The following is a 13,348-nucleotide window of genomic DNA, read 5'->3' as shown; positions in this document are numbered from 1 at the left end:
GCGGGGGTGTCTGCAACAACGATCCTGAGATGGTGGTCACAAACCCTGGTGGGGTGTGGTGTCTAAGGGGTGTGTGGTGGCTGAGGGGTAGGGGGTTGAGGGGCTTGGGTCCCGGGGCGTGAGGGGCTTGGGTCCCGGGGCGTGAGGGGTTAACGCCAGAGGTAGGAAAGCGCACCGGCGGTACCGGCTTTGCACAGTGCCGTGATGGTGGGCTCATACTCCGGGACGAAATCCCCGGTGTGGTTGGTGGGTACCAATTTATCGACCGCGCCGCTTGCTTGTGCATGCTCCCAGAGCTCGCGATCAGTGCAACCCACCACCCAATAGCTATAGGGGACACCCCAGGCTTTGGGGATCTCGGAAAAATCTTCGGAGGCATAAGAAGGGTCAGCGTCGATGGAGTCTTCGGCGAAGACCTGGTCAAAGACCGGGCGGATGTGGTGGTGTACTTCAGCGGAGTTGGTGACTGCAGCAGCACTACCGAAGTACTCGAAGGTGGGGTCAACCTGGCAGCCCGAGGCCTCACATTCGGCGCGGACGACTCGTTGGATGGCTTTGTTGAGGCGGTTGCGGATCTCTTCGCTAAAAGAGCGGGTATTCAAAACCAGCTCGGCGGTACCGGGAATGGTGTTGTGGGTATCGCCCGCTTTTAAGGTACCCACGCTAATAACGGCTGGGGCTGCGGTACCGATCTCGCGGGCCACAATGGCTTGGAGTCGAAGCACAATCATCGCTGCGATGATGGTGGGGTCGATGGATGCCTGTGGCATGGAACCATGGGCCGAACGCCCGGTGATGGTGATGCGGATGGAATCGCATGCTGCGAAAACCGGGCCTGGGGTGCTCATAACCTGGCCGGCGCGGCCGGGAATAATGTGTTGGGCTAGGCAGACATCTGGGCGGGGGATCAGCTCGGTGAGGCCATCAGCGACCATGGCTTCAGCACCATTACCGAGTTCTTCAGCTGGTTGGAAAAGTGCAATGAAGGTGCCGGACCAATGCTCTCGCATGGAATCGAGGATCTGGGCTGTGCCCAGCAAACCGGTGGTGTGCATATCGTGTCCACAGGCATGCATGACCGGGCATTCCACCCCACGGTGATCAGCCATGGTGATAGTGGAGGCATAAGGCAGCCCAGAGGTTTCTTCAACCGGGAGCGCGTCGAAATCGGCGCGCATTAATACTGTGGGGCCTTCACCATTGCGGAAGATCGCGAGGATGCCATAGCCGCCCACATCAGGAATCACGTCGCACTCAAGCTCGCTCAGTGCTGCGCGGATCTGGGAGGCGGTGCGCTTTTCAAAAGTCGATAGCTCGGGATGTGTGTGCAGATCCTGATAGAACTCGCGAAGAAAATCCCACTGCGGATGGTAGGTTTCCAGCGCAGCGGCAATGTCCTGGGCGCTGTGGTTGCTGAGTGGTTCAGCATCCGTGGGGCGGGTGGTAGTCATAAAAAGACCCCCTCTGTTTTTCGGCACGCGTGTTCGTGGTGGAAGGTGCGCTATCAACTGTGGTCTGAAGCGTTGAGCACACTATACGCCTGCATAAAAGGAAACAGAGGGGCTGGAGGCCGAGCACCAGCAGAGGTGCGGGGTGCGGGCTATTGGGGCCGGACAACCCTGCGCCACTAAGGCGCTGGCTTAGTGCCGCTTAGTAGAGCTTCTGGGTGCCACCATCAGCCATCACGGTTTGGCCGCTGATATAACGGGCATCATCACTTAAGAGGAAAGCCACAACCGGGGCAATGTCCTTAGCAGGATCGCCATAACGACCCATCGGGATTTGGTTCTTTACCTTCTCATAGGCTTCCGGCTGCGCCTTGGACCACTTCTCTACGCCTTCGGTAAGAGCCAGCGGGGAGATGACGTTGACACGGATGCCATCTTCCGCCCACTCATTGGCAACCACGCGGCTTAAACCGCGGATAGCTTCCTTCGCCGAAGCGTAGGCACCCTGGGTGGTTTGCCCGGACATCGCAGAACCGGAACCGTAGTTCACGATCGCGCCCTTGGTCTTCTTCAGTTCCTCATAGGCGGCCTTCATAAATTGGGCAGTGGCCCAGAAACCGGTGCCAAAGGAGAGCTCCCAGTCTTCCTTCTCCAACTCCAAGAAGGGCTTCTGGCGAGAAGCATGCGCATTATTGACCAGGCCATCAAGCTTGCCGAATTTTTCGGCAGCTAGGGCAACGGCCTTCTTGGCGGTCTCCGGGTCGGAGACATCGCCGTTGAGGAAGGCTGCGCTATCGCCGCACTCATTAACCAAAGCTTGGCCGGCATCTTCGTTGATGTCCACGGCTACTACCTTGGCGCCGCGGGCAATGAGCTCACGACTAACGGCGCCGCCGATACCGGAAGCGCCGCCAGTGACGATGATGGACTTGTTTTCGAGTTGCAAGACAACCTCCAAAAATAGCGAGATTTATGGTGTTCCCTTGCGAGTGTAGGACGCTAATTCAACACGGGGTTGTAGCGCAGGCTATTCCGAGGGAGGGTGCATTCCGTGGCGATGCGGATGTTCTGGCTAATAACACCTTCATCACGCAGGCGGAACATCTGCGGAACCACGCGGTCGCGGATATCCCACGGTGAAAGCGTATTGACATAGATCTTGGTGCCGCCTTCAAACCCAGCCAAGGTCGACACACGCCACTTGATCATTACCCGGAAAGGCATGGGCACATCCAAGTCCACTGGTTGGTGATGCCACTCTTCATTACAGGCAACACTTGGTCCCGCTGCAGCATGGCAGGCGTGGATGAGATCGCTCATGGCATTGAGCTCTTCTTCGGTTTGCAGCCAAGGCTGTGCTGTGGGGGACTTAGAGAAAACTTCCAAGGTGGGGTAGCGGTGCCCGAAACCAGCGAAGCACACCGCATGATCATTTTCGGCGATCACCAGGTTGCGGTAGCCGGCATAATCCACCGCCCACTCGTTGTACATATTCGGATGACTGCGTAGCTTGGCGATCTCGATTTCGGCATTCATGCCGCGCTCATCGATGGCGACTAATTGCTTATGCAGGTGGTCGAAGGAAGCACCGGCAGGCGATAGCCAGTTTTGGAACACCACCACATAGCGGGCATAGCGGTTTTGGGTATAAAGATCTGCCATCGCATCCACGGTAAAGCGGGTAAGTGCTGCGTGTTCTTCCACGCTGAGCGTGCCAGAGCTAGCTAGCTGCGAGGTGTCTTCAGCGCCATCAATGTAGTGCCTACGGCCAATGATCACGTCATGTCCGCCACCGAAATAAGCCGGGGCGAGCTCTAAGAGTTCCTCTTCGGAGCGTTCGGCAATCTGCTTTGCGGCTTTAAGGCGGGTGCGCACGATATTCAGGACATGTTCTTTGCCCTCTGGATCAGCCAAATAGGCTTCCATTCGGGCGCGCACGGCAGCGGGCATCTCATAGTCATAGTTCTCCCGCCAGTAGTCATATGAAACGATTTCGAAGAGATTGGGCACACGCCGAAATTCCGCGGTAGTCTCACCCAACTCCTTGGGCAATAACCCGCGCAGAATCTCCCAATCACCTGCCGGGGTGCGCACCATCCGCGCTTTTTCCGGCGGGGTGGCAAGCGGGGTGGCCTCGCAAAAAGCGCAGGCAGAGTGCGCATCTTCGGGCTTTAGTGGCTGTGGCTGCGGCAAGGTTGAAGCCAGCGGGCGATTGCCGCGCCCGGGTACCGTCCACACCTCCGTCCCGGAGAAGGGATTGAGTTGTTTGATCGTCCCATCAGCCATCGTGGTGATGGGATTGGGGGTGAGATTGATAGACGGCAAACCAGAAGATGGGATCATGCCCTTAACACTATTGCGTTTCGGCACTAATGTGGGCACATGCCCTCCATTTTGTTTGATGTACTGGTTCCCGCAGAGGATGCCCAGACCCTGGAAGACGATTTCGCTAACGTCTTGAATAAATTAGTGGCCGCCAAGAAGCTGGCCACTGCACATGTCACTCGCACCCCCAACCCATCGGTGGGCGAAACCGTGGAAACTGAACTCCGCAAGGTATATGCGGGCCCAGAACACGATCTCGAAATGCACCGCTATGCAGTACAAGTTGAAGGTGCCACCGGATCCATCAACCAACTTGCCATGTTGCTTAGCCGCCTGATGACCCCGCAGGCGGACCTGCCCAAGGATAAGGTGCTGCTAGAACGCGAAGACGTCTACGAACTGCCGCCGCGTTATCCCTGGACCGTGGACATCGCGATGCGCTGACCGGCGTCAAAAAGCTGTTCATAGACATCGCTGCTGTCTTTTAGCTGCACACCATGTACTCCATCGGGGAGCTCACCAAGCTGGCCGGCCGCTACTGCAAGGGGCGTGCCGGCAGCCTTGGCTAAATGCCATAAGGTGCCCACCACCTTGCCACGGAAGGATTGTTCATCCAGGCGGCCCTCGGCAGTGATTACCAAGTCTGCCTTGGGAATGGCATCTTCTAGGCCCTGGGTGCGGGCAATAAGTGGCGCGCCGGGCATTAAGTGGATGCGATCGGCGGACCCATGCAAGAGGGTAGAAAGCCACATCAAAGACACCGGGGTGGCACCTGCTGCGCCCATGCCAGGAATGCTGCCATCCACCCCAGTTGCTTGAAGAAGTGCTTCGATACCTGCATCTAAAGCCGCCACGGTCTCTGCGTCCGCGCCTTTTTGGGGGCCGAAGACCGCTGCTGCGCCATCAGAGCCGGTGGCGGGCGAGGTTACGTCGCTAAGCAACACCCACTCCATTGCCGCGGCGGGGATATTCAGTTGCGCGGTATCAATCGAGGCGATGTCTTTAAGTGCCACGCCACCTTTCTTTAGCGGGTGCCCGGCTTGATCCATGGGCGTTGCGCCCAAGGCAATGAGAATGCCGGTGCCCCCATCAACGGTGGCTGAGCCGCCCAGCCCGAGCACAATGCGCTGAGCACCCCTGGTTTGGGCGTCCGCGATGAGCACACCGGTGCCATAGGTATCGGCAGTTGCCGGATCATTTCCGGGCATAACAGCTGGTAGACCAGAAGCTGCGGCGATGTCGATATAAGCGGTGGTGCCATCAAGCACATAGCTGGCCTCACATAGGCGCCCCATGGCATCCACGGTGGGCAAGGTGATTTCTTGGCCCTGGAAAGTGGCGGCCGTGCCCTCGCCGCCATCAGCCATGGGTGCCAGGATGATCTCGGCATCAGCTAAGACACTGCGCACCCCATCAGCTAGCGCCTGCGCGGCTTCTTGCGCGGTGGCTGTTCCCTTGAGGGAGTCCGGGGCAATGATGATGGTGCGCTGGTGAGCAGTGGTGGCGTGGGTGGCCGTGTCGTTGGCCGGGGTGGTGCCAGCGGTGCCAGCAGGGGAGTTGGCAGTTTCGCCGGCGGCCGCGTGGGGCTGGTTGTTCTGGGGGTGTTCTTCGCGGGGATTCATAGCTTTAGGGTGCGTGTTCTCGTTCTCGAATACAAGCAGGGGAGGGCGCGGGATGGGTGGCTGGGCCTTCAGCCCCGACACCTTGATGGCGGGAAACTCTGCGCTAAGAGTATCGACGGCACGCACGGAAGCGCTGACCGGCGCCATCTTGAAGCGGCTTAAAAGATCTGCCGCACCATCCACCCAACACCCCACCCAACCCCTCCACACCCCCCACACCGAACCTGTACGTCCGTACACTTCCGCAGGAAAACCGCGCTGTGAGAGAAATAACTTTCGAGCTATAGGCTAGCGGAAAAAATCCTTCTGAACTGCATATATTTCTACCCAAACGTACTGCCAGCCGGTGTGTCGGCAGGGGGTGCCGTTAGGTCAAATCGCTCTCGGCATGAAAAACTATTAACCGTTAGATATTCAGTTGAACCAGGATGATCGCCCGAGGACTTAAGACAACTTACGCGCGGTTTCCTAAGAAAGGGACACATATGAACGTTGAAGAGCAGGTATCGACCTACTACAACATGCTGCTCAAGCGTAACGCTGGCGAGCCGGAGTTCCACCAAGCAGTGGCAGAGGTCCTCGACTCTCTGAAAATCGTCCTCAAGAAGGATCCGCACTACGCCGACTATGGCCTGATCCAGCGCCTCTGCGAGCCGGAGCGTCAGCTGATCTTCCGTGTGCCGTGGGTTGATGACCAGGGCGTTGTCCAGGTCAACCGTGGCTTCCGTGTGCAGTTCAACTCCGCTCTTGGCCCCTACAAGGGTGGCCTTCGCTTCCACCCCTCCGTGAACCTGGGCATCATCAAGTTTCTCGGTTTCGAGCAGATCTTCAAGAACTCCCTCACCGGCCTGCCCATCGGCGGCGGCAAGGGTGGCTCCGACTTCGACCCCAAGGGCAAGTCTGACGCCGAAATCATGCGTTTCTGCCAGTCCTTCATGACCGAGCTGCAGCGCCACATCGGTGAGTACCGCGACGTCCCCGCCGGTGACATCGGCGTCGGCGGCCGTGAAATCGGCTACCTCTTCGGCCAGTACCGTCGTCTCGCCAACCAGCACGAATCCGGCGTCCTCACCGGCAAGGGCCTCACCTGGGGCGGCTCCCTGGTGCGTACCGAAGCCACCGGCTATGGCCTGGTCTACCTGACCAAGGAAATGCTGAAGTCCCATGGTGAAACCTTCGAAGGTGCCAAGGTTATCGTCTCCGGTTCCGGCAACGTTGCCATTTACGCGATGGAAAAGGTTCAGGAACTCGGCGCCACCGTTATCGCCTTCTCCGACTCCTCCGGTTGGGTTGAAACCCCCAATGGTGTCGATGTTGAGAAGCTGAAGGAAATCAAGGAAGTCCGCCGCGAGCGCGTCACCTCCTATGTTTCCGAGGTTGAAGGTGCCACCTTCCACGCTGAGGGTTCCATCTGGTCCCTGCCTTGTGATGTGGCCCTGCCTTGTGCCACCCAGAACGAGCTGGATGGCGAAGCTGCCCGCCTACTCGCCGACAATGGCTGCCGCTTCGTTGCTGAAGGCGCCAATATGCCCTCCACTCCGGAGGCCATCGAGGTGTTCCGCGAGCGCAAGATCCACTTCGCTCCCGGCAAGGCCGCCAACGCTGGCGGTGTCGCAACCTCCGCGCTGGAAATGCAGCAGAATGCTTCGCGTGACTCCTGGTCCTTCGAGTACACCGATGATCGTCTCCACAAGATCATGGCCAATATCTTCAAGACCATCGAAGCCACCGCAGCCGAGTACGGTCACGATGGCGACTACGTCATCGGCGCCAACATCGCCGGCTTCAAGAAGGTCGCCGACGCCATGCTCGCCCAAGGCGTCATCTAAAAACACCTAAGTAAAGCCTTTAGGAAGTAACCACTTCTTCCTAAAGGCTTTTTCTTTGCGCTCTGCTCGCCCCGAGATCTGGTGGTGCGCGTGCATAATTTTGTGCGCGCCCCCACGCAAACGCTCTGCCACTCCAGTAGCCTGTTAAGGTATGTATCGCGTTTTTGAGGCCCTAGATGAACTCGTCCAAACCGTAGAGCAAGCCTACGGCGTCCCCATGACCTCCAACTGTGTGGTCCCCCGCAGCCACGTGCTCGCTTTGCTCGACGATCTCCGCAACGCACTTCCCATCGAGATCGATGATGCCCAAGACGTCCTCGATGAGCGCGACGAGCTCCTCCGCGGGGCCGAAGAACGCGCCCGCTCCATCGTCGACGAAGCCCAGCAACAAGCCGATGACTTAGTCCGCGGTGCCGACGCTGAAGCCCAACGCCTCGTCGCCGATGCCACCACGCGCTCCGACTCCATGATTGCCCAAGCCGAAGATCGTGCCCGCATGCTTAATGAGCAAGCCGATCGCGACTCCACCGCCATGGTTGACCGCGCCCGCGCCGAATCCGAGCGTCTCATCGCCGAAGGTAATGACTCCTACCAGCGCAGCATCGACGAAGGCCTCGCCGAACAACGCCGCCTCGTCGAAGAATCCGAAGTGGTTCGCCGCGCCAATGATGAAGCCCGCCGCGTGGTGGACGCCGCCCACGCTGATTCCCGTCAGCTCCGCGGTGAATGCGATGACTTTGTTGACTCCAAGCTCGCCGAATTTGAAGAATCCCTCAGCAATATCCTGCGCACCGTGGGCCGCGACCGCCAGGCTCTTCGCCGCGGTGCCGGTGCCGCCGGCCTGGGTGATGAATCCTATCGCTAAACCCTAGAGCTCGAACGCGCACTCCTTATCAAGCTCCCTTGGTTGCTCACGCAGCCAAAGGGAGCTTTTCTATTGGGTTATAGAAATAGGTTCCTATAGAGCTATAGTTATTTGTGTCCACATGCACTCAACCCCCACCAGCCCCTGAGGGCGTGCACTGCCTGACACATCGCCCCGCTATCGCACAAGGAGCCCAGCGACCGCCCATGAATCCAGACTCACTCATCTCAACATCCGGCGACGCCAGCTGGATTCTGATCTCCGCCTCCCTTGTCCTGCTCATGACCCCAGCACTAGCCCTTTTCTACGGCGGCATGAGCTCTCATAAATCCGTCCTCAACATGATGATGATGGCCTTCGGCGCAGCCGCCGTTGTCTCCCTTATCTATGTGCTCATCGGCTGGTCCATGTCCTATGGCACCGAATCCTTCGCCGGCATCTTCGCCAACCCCTTCCAACACTTCGGCCTGCACAACGCCATCACCGCCAAAGATGGCAGCTTCCTACCCGGCGACCACGGCTACCCCGTAGTTATCGATATCGGCTTCCAACTCACCTTCGCCATCATTAGCTGCGCCCTTATTTGCGGCGCGCTGGCTGACCGCGTGAAATTCTCCGCCTGGCTCATCTTCGTAGGCTTCTGGGTGATCCTCGTCTACTTCCCGCTGGCACACATGGTCTGGGGCGGGGGAGTGCTCTCCCACCACCACGGTTCTCTCGCCACCGCACTTTTCGGTCATGATGCCGAAGGCTTCGCGCGTATCCCACCCATCGATTTCGCTGGTGGGGTAGTAGTGCATATTTCCGCAGGCACCGCAGCCCTAATCCTTGCCATCGTCGTTGGGCACCGCCGCGGCTTCTTAAAAACCGTGCAACGCCCGCACAACCTGCCCATGGTCATGCTCGGTGCCGCACTCTTGTGGTTCGGCTGGTGTGGCTTTAACGCCGGCTCTGCTTTCGGTGCTACCGCCTTAGCCGGCCTCGCCTGGCTTAATACCGCCACCGCCGCCTGTGCCGGAATCGGGGGCTGGCTGATTGTCGAACGCATCCGAGATAAACGCGCCACCTCACTTGGTGCAGCCTCCGGTGTGGTGGCAGGACTGGTATCCATCACCCCAGCCGCCGGCGACCTCACCCCACTAAGCGCCATCCTGCTTGGCGCCATCGGCGGGGCACTCTCCGCCTATGGAGTGGCCTTAAAATACCGCTTCAAATTCGATGACTCCCTCGACGTCGTTGGCGTGCACCTACTATCCGGGCTGTGGGGTACCGTCGCCGTCGGACTTTTCGCTAGCGGCGGGCGTGGCTGGTTAACCGGCGGTGGCTGGGAAGGTGCTCAACTCTTCCTCCTCCAACTCCTGATCGCGATAATCGCCATGGCGCTTTCTGCAGCTATGACCCTGACCATCGCCCTGGGTATCAAACACACCCTCGGTTGGCGGATAGATCCGGAAGATGAACACCACGGCATCGACTTCGCCCAACACGGTGAATCGGCTTACGATAATGCCGCCCACTTCCGCTAACCAAACAAAGGTGCCGCGCACCCCCAACTTATAGGGGGAAGCGCGGCACCTTTTGTGAAGCACTGCGGGCTTTAAGACTTTGTCGGTATCCGACGAGTAGTGGAATCACCCACCACCAACTTAGGCGCAATCACGGCACGCTGTGGCGGCAGATCAGGATCCGCAATGCGGTTACGCAGCACCTCCAGGGCCTTCAAACCGAATTGCTCCGGGTGAATATTCACCACCGTGGTGGACATGCCAAACCCGGGGCTAGAAAGCACCGGCAGGTCACCAAAGGCTGCGATCGCTACATCATCGCCAGGCATAAAGCCACGATCGCGCAGCGTTATCAACGCACCAACCAAATAACTCTCGTTGAAGCACACCACAACATCCGGGGCAGCCCCATCGAGGTTCTCATGGCAACGATCCAAAGCCTCAGTTACCAAGTTCAGGTTTTCGCTAAACTCATAATTGCCATTAGTAGCCGCAGCCTCGCACACCGGAATCTCCTTATCCGGAAGATGCTTAGCTAAACCATCCTGGATACCGGCCACACGTTGGCGCAGCACCGAGTTGCTCGTAGAACCGCCAATAAAGAGCAGGTTATTGGGGTTTAACTCAGCCAGATGCTCACCGAGCAAATAACCCGCCGCATACTCATCAACAATCACATGATCAAAGGCAGGGGCCGAATCATGAATCAGCTGCACCACCGGAATACCCAAACGGGCATTAATTTCCTGCATATCGTGGTCGCTATAAGGCTCGCGCGGCATGAACATCAAACCGGATATACCTTGGCCGGCCAGCTTCGTAGCTAGAGCTGCTTCCCTCCGCTTACCCCCGAGTGAGAAAGTCGAGACCGCCATATCATCGCTATCGGCGAGGGCCTGCTCGACTGCCATAATCAGTTCACGGAAATACGCATTCCGTGGATTCGTCACCAGAATTCCGAAGGTGGTGGCCCCTCCGCCACGCAAATTACCGGCCAGCCGGTTATATACGTAGCCAACATCTTTAATTGCTTGGTGGACGCGCTTAGCGGTGCAATCAGGTATCTGAGAATCCCCGCGAACAACCAAGGAAACCGTGGTGGTTGATACTCCCGCACTTAAGGCGACGTCTTTCATCGTTGGTCTTTTTGTGGACACGCAGTGCTCCCAACTTTGAATGTCTTCGAGGGCTTTCCTAAAACCTCGAACCGGATAATGAACCCACAAGGACACGGCCATCACATCCGCTGAAGCAGTCGATTTCGCACCGTTTTAATAAGAGGCGATATTGGAGTTGCTCCATCGTTAAGATAATGACCCTGCCGAGAAATATCCGTCGTGACTTTCGCCACCACGACTACCCTCTGCGGGGTTTTCACCATCAAACCTTCTCTCCCTAAAAAGGGGCTAAGGCAATAGTGAGAATGTGTGGGTTTCCTCCGGGGTCACACAGTTGAAGCGGCACATGTGGGGAGCAAACGCTGATGCCGACTGCGAGTCACCAAGAGGGTCGCTACACATATCTATTACCTATCAGAAACTGCGCCTAAGTCATACCTTATGCGTCGTATGGGGGTAATCACGGTATAGGCTAGCGGACGTCATGACTTCACCATTTCGCTTTGACGTCGCCGCCTTACTTAGGCCTGGCGCACTCCCTGAACACCTTGTCCACACCGGTCCTTCACCGCTTCGCATCGGACCGGTCATGATCGCTATCCCCGAAGGCGGGGAAGTGACCGTGGACACCAACCTGCGTCCGCTAGGGGATGCGGTGCTGGCCGAAGCCTCGGTCTCGGCACGCATGAAAGGCAAATGCTCGCGTTGCCTTAAAGAGCTCAACCCGATGTACACGCTGGACATCTCCACCGTCTTCGCCGCCGATGAGGACTTCATCCAAGGCGAAGAGGATGAAGACGAAGAGGTGTCGATGGTGGAAGAAAACCACATCGATCTCACGCAGGCGACCATCGACGAAGCCGGCCTCAACCTGCCTTTTAACCCAGTGTGCGCAGATTTCGGTGAGGAATGCGATGAGGAGGCAGTTCCCGCACCGGATGGGGTTTCAGGCGAAGAAGAGCGAGTCGATCCGCGCTGGGCGGGGTTGGAGAAATTCCTATGAGCCGAAAAAAGAATCGTCTCACCGGCACAGCGGCTTTGGAGGAGGCATTTAATGCCATCAACCATGAGCCGCTGCTTGATCGCCTAGGCATCGAGCTGAACCCGGATTTACTATGCCTGGCGCTTACTCACCGCTCCTTCGGCAACGAGAATGGGAATCTGCCCAATAACGAGCGCCTCGAATTCCTCGGCGACGCGGTCCTCGGCGTCTCGGTGGCCCACCAGCTCTACCTGCAATACCCCACCAGCCCGGAATCTGTGATCTCCAAAATGCGCGCCAGCATTGTTTCGCGCTACGGATTGGCCGATATTGCCCGCAGCATCAACCTGGGTGATTACATCCTGCTTGGCCGCGGCGAGCGCATGACCGAAGGCAAAGACAAGGACTCCATCCTCGCTGACACCACCGAAGCGCTTTTCGGGGCGATTTACCTGGAGCATGGGTTCGACGCAGCCAAGAATGTCATCTTGGCGCTATGCAAAGACAAAATTGATCACGCCACCGCTCAGGGCCTGCATCAAGATTGGAAAACCACGCTGCAGGAGCGCGTCTCGGAGCTTAAATATGAGCTTCCGGAATACACCGCGACCCACGAAGGCCCCGAACACGACCTCACCTTCACCGCACAAGTGTGGGTCAATGGCGAAGTGATGGGCACCGGTGTTGGCCACAATAAGAAACTGGCAGAGCAAGAGGCTGCCCGCGTAGCTTATGAACGGTTGGCCTAGTGCCTGAGCTTCCCGAAGTTGAGGTGGTTCGCCGCGGTTTAGCCGAGCACCTCAGCAACACCACGGTGTTAAGCTGCGAAGTGCTACACGCACGCGCCAACCGCGGCCAGGAAAGCCCCTTAGCCCCGCAATTAGTCGGCCGCCGCATCACCGGCTGGCATCGCCGCGGAAAATTCCTCTGGGCAGCCCTCGACGATGATCGCGCCCTGATGGTGCACCTCGGTATGAGCGGCCAGATGATCGTGGGGGACCCCGGCACCGCAACTAGCCCCCATATTCGCATCCGGGTTCACTGCGATAACGGCCGAGAATTATGCTTCATTGACCAACGAACCTTCGGCCGCTGGCTGCTTTGTGAAACAGATGCCGAAGGTACCCCCGTTCCCGCGCAACATATCGCGCTCGATCCGCTCGATCCGCGCTTCAATGAGCTCGAAACGGCCCGAAAAATGCGCGCCTCGAAGGCCAGCATCAAATCAGTGCTCCTGAACCAATCCCTAATTTCGGGGGTAGGAAATATCTATGCTGATGAATCTCTCTGGGCTGCCGGCATTAAACCAACCAGGCCTGCATACCGACTTCGACGCCGCGATATTCTCAACCTGATCAGCGCCGTCCAAGAGGTCATGCACCGCGCTCTCGCCGCCGGCGGAACCAGCTTCGACTCCCTATACGTAAACGTCAACGGCGCTTCCGGATATTTTTCCCGCTCCCTCAACGCCTACGGACAAACCGGGGAACCCTGCGCCCGCTGTGGCACACCGATTCGCCGCGTAGCCTTCGCGAACCGCTCGACGCACTACTGCCCAAGCTGTCAAACGCTCTAAGACTCACCGGAACGTGAGTTTTCTCATGTGGCAGAGATGGCTCTTTCGTGCAGGAATGATCGCGGTCACCCTGTAGGA

The 13,348-nt window shown here is 58.1% G+C and carries 12 protein-coding genes; 7 read left to right on the top strand and 5 right to left on the bottom strand.

All coding sequences use genetic code 11. The features are described 5' to 3' along the window. Positions 1 to 149: 149 nt before the first annotated feature. The 3 genes from BMZ01_RS03540 to BMZ01_RS03530 form a co-directional block, all read right to left on the bottom strand. A complete protein-coding gene (locus BMZ01_RS03540; RefSeq protein ID WP_092284484.1) occupies positions 150 to 1,451 on the bottom strand; it encodes an amidohydrolase in 1,302 nt (433 codons plus the stop codon). 199 nt (positions 1,452 to 1,650) lie between these two features. Beyond that, on the bottom strand, positions 1,651 to 2,394 hold the full coding sequence (locus tag BMZ01_RS03535; protein ID WP_092284725.1) for an SDR family NAD(P)-dependent oxidoreductase: 744 nt from the start codon (positions 2,392 to 2,394) through the stop codon (positions 1,651 to 1,653). Positions 2,395 to 2,447: 53 nt separating this feature from the next. After that, a complete protein-coding gene (locus BMZ01_RS03530) occupies positions 2,448 to 3,791 on the bottom strand; it encodes a DUF4921 family protein (protein WP_223845862.1) in 1,344 nt (447 codons plus the stop codon). A gap of 39 nt (positions 3,792 to 3,830) precedes the next feature. Here BMZ01_RS03530 and BMZ01_RS03525 point away from each other — a divergent pair, with 39 nt between their 5' ends. Beyond that, complete coding sequence (locus BMZ01_RS03525) at positions 3,831 to 4,217, top strand: hypothetical protein (protein WP_092284482.1); 387 nt, start codon at positions 3,831 to 3,833, stop codon at positions 4,215 to 4,217. Here the strand turns inward: BMZ01_RS03525 and BMZ01_RS03520 are convergent. Then, positions 4,184 to 5,395: a glycerate kinase gene (locus tag BMZ01_RS03520; protein ID WP_092284721.1), complete on the bottom strand. Its 1,212-nt coding sequence runs from the start codon at positions 5,393 to 5,395 to the stop codon at positions 4,184 to 4,186. The genes BMZ01_RS03525 and BMZ01_RS03520 overlap by 34 nt on opposite strands. Positions 5,396 to 5,880: 485 nt before the next feature. Here BMZ01_RS03520 and gdhA point away from each other — a divergent pair, with 485 nt between their 5' ends. The 3 genes from gdhA (at position 5,881) to BMZ01_RS03505 (ending at position 9,615) form a co-directional block, all read left to right on the top strand. Continuing rightward, positions 5,881 to 7,224, top strand: coding sequence for an NADP-specific glutamate dehydrogenase (gene gdhA / locus BMZ01_RS03515; RefSeq protein ID WP_092284480.1), 1,344 nt, complete (start codon positions 5,881 to 5,883; stop codon positions 7,222 to 7,224). Between the two features lie 151 nt (positions 7,225 to 7,375). After that, positions 7,376 to 8,089: a DivIVA domain-containing protein gene (locus BMZ01_RS03510; RefSeq protein ID WP_092284478.1), complete on the top strand. Its 714-nt coding sequence runs from the start codon at positions 7,376 to 7,378 to the stop codon at positions 8,087 to 8,089. 206 nt (positions 8,090 to 8,295) lie between these two features. Beyond that, positions 8,296 to 9,615, top strand: a complete 1,320-nt coding sequence (locus tag BMZ01_RS03505) for an ammonium transporter (RefSeq protein ID WP_092284476.1) — start codon at positions 8,296 to 8,298, stop codon at positions 9,613 to 9,615. Positions 9,616 to 9,686: 71 nt separating this feature from the next. Here BMZ01_RS03505 and BMZ01_RS03500 read toward each other — a convergent pair whose 3' ends face one another. Beyond that, the gene (locus BMZ01_RS03500) at positions 9,687 to 10,730 is read right to left on the bottom strand and encodes a LacI family DNA-binding transcriptional regulator (RefSeq protein WP_177180041.1); all 1,044 of its coding nucleotides are present in this window, start codon (positions 10,728 to 10,730) and stop codon (positions 9,687 to 9,689) included. Positions 10,731 to 11,196: 466 nt separating this feature from the next. On the opposite strand from BMZ01_RS03500, the gene BMZ01_RS03495 reads away from it, so the two are divergent. From BMZ01_RS03495 to mutM, 3 genes are read left to right on the top strand one after another with little or no spacing between them, the layout of a single operon-like run. After that, positions 11,197 to 11,715: a YceD family protein gene (locus tag BMZ01_RS03495; RefSeq protein ID WP_092284472.1), complete on the top strand. Its 519-nt coding sequence runs from the start codon at positions 11,197 to 11,199 to the stop codon at positions 11,713 to 11,715. Then, positions 11,712 to 12,443 (top strand): ribonuclease III, encoded by a 732-nt coding sequence (gene rnc / locus BMZ01_RS03490; protein ID WP_092284470.1) that lies wholly within the window; start codon positions 11,712 to 11,714, stop codon positions 12,441 to 12,443. The genes BMZ01_RS03495 and rnc overlap by 4 nt, the downstream gene beginning before the upstream one ends. Beyond that, complete coding sequence (mutM, locus tag BMZ01_RS03485) at positions 12,443 to 13,270, top strand: bifunctional DNA-formamidopyrimidine glycosylase/DNA-(apurinic or apyrimidinic site) lyase (RefSeq protein WP_092284468.1); 828 nt, start codon at positions 12,443 to 12,445, stop codon at positions 13,268 to 13,270. Before rnc ends, mutM begins: the two co-directional genes overlap by 1 nt. The last annotated feature ends 78 nt before the right edge of the window (positions 13,271 to 13,348 follow it).

It is taken from the genome of Corynebacterium spheniscorum, assembly GCF_900113445.1.
Lineage (GTDB): Bacteria > Actinomycetota > Actinomycetes > Mycobacteriales > Mycobacteriaceae > Corynebacterium > Corynebacterium spheniscorum.
Note: the sequence above shows the minus strand (reverse complement) of the source record. Positions and strands in the feature narration are given on the sequence as shown.

What these genes read in the sequence shown, in the direction of transcription:
- BMZ01_RS03540 (WP_092284484.1), bottom strand. Translation starts at nt 1,451, where the DNA reads ATGACTACCACCCGCCCCACGGATGCTGAACCACTCAGCAACCACAGC.
- BMZ01_RS03530 (WP_223845862.1), bottom strand. Translation starts at nt 3,791, where the DNA reads ATGATCCCATCTTCTGGTTTGCCGTCTATCAATCTCACCCCCAATCCC.
- BMZ01_RS03525 (WP_092284482.1), top strand. Translation starts at nt 3,831, where the DNA reads ATGCCCTCCATTTTGTTTGATGTACTGGTTCCCGCAGAGGATGCCCAG.
- BMZ01_RS03520 (WP_092284721.1), bottom strand. Translation starts at nt 5,395, where the DNA reads ATGAATCCCCGCGAAGAACACCCCCAGAACAACCAGCCCCACGCGGCC.
- gdhA (WP_092284480.1), top strand. Translation starts at nt 5,881, where the DNA reads ATGAACGTTGAAGAGCAGGTATCGACCTACTACAACATGCTGCTCAAG.
- BMZ01_RS03510 (WP_092284478.1), top strand. Translation starts at nt 7,376, where the DNA reads ATGTATCGCGTTTTTGAGGCCCTAGATGAACTCGTCCAAACCGTAGAG.
- BMZ01_RS03505 (WP_092284476.1), top strand. Translation starts at nt 8,296, where the DNA reads ATGAATCCAGACTCACTCATCTCAACATCCGGCGACGCCAGCTGGATT.
- BMZ01_RS03500 (WP_177180041.1), bottom strand. Translation starts at nt 10,730, where the DNA reads ATGAAAGACGTCGCCTTAAGTGCGGGAGTATCAACCACCACGGTTTCC.
- BMZ01_RS03495 (WP_092284472.1), top strand. Translation starts at nt 11,197, where the DNA reads ATGACTTCACCATTTCGCTTTGACGTCGCCGCCTTACTTAGGCCTGGC.
- rnc (WP_092284470.1), top strand. Translation starts at nt 11,712, where the DNA reads ATGAGCCGAAAAAAGAATCGTCTCACCGGCACAGCGGCTTTGGAGGAG.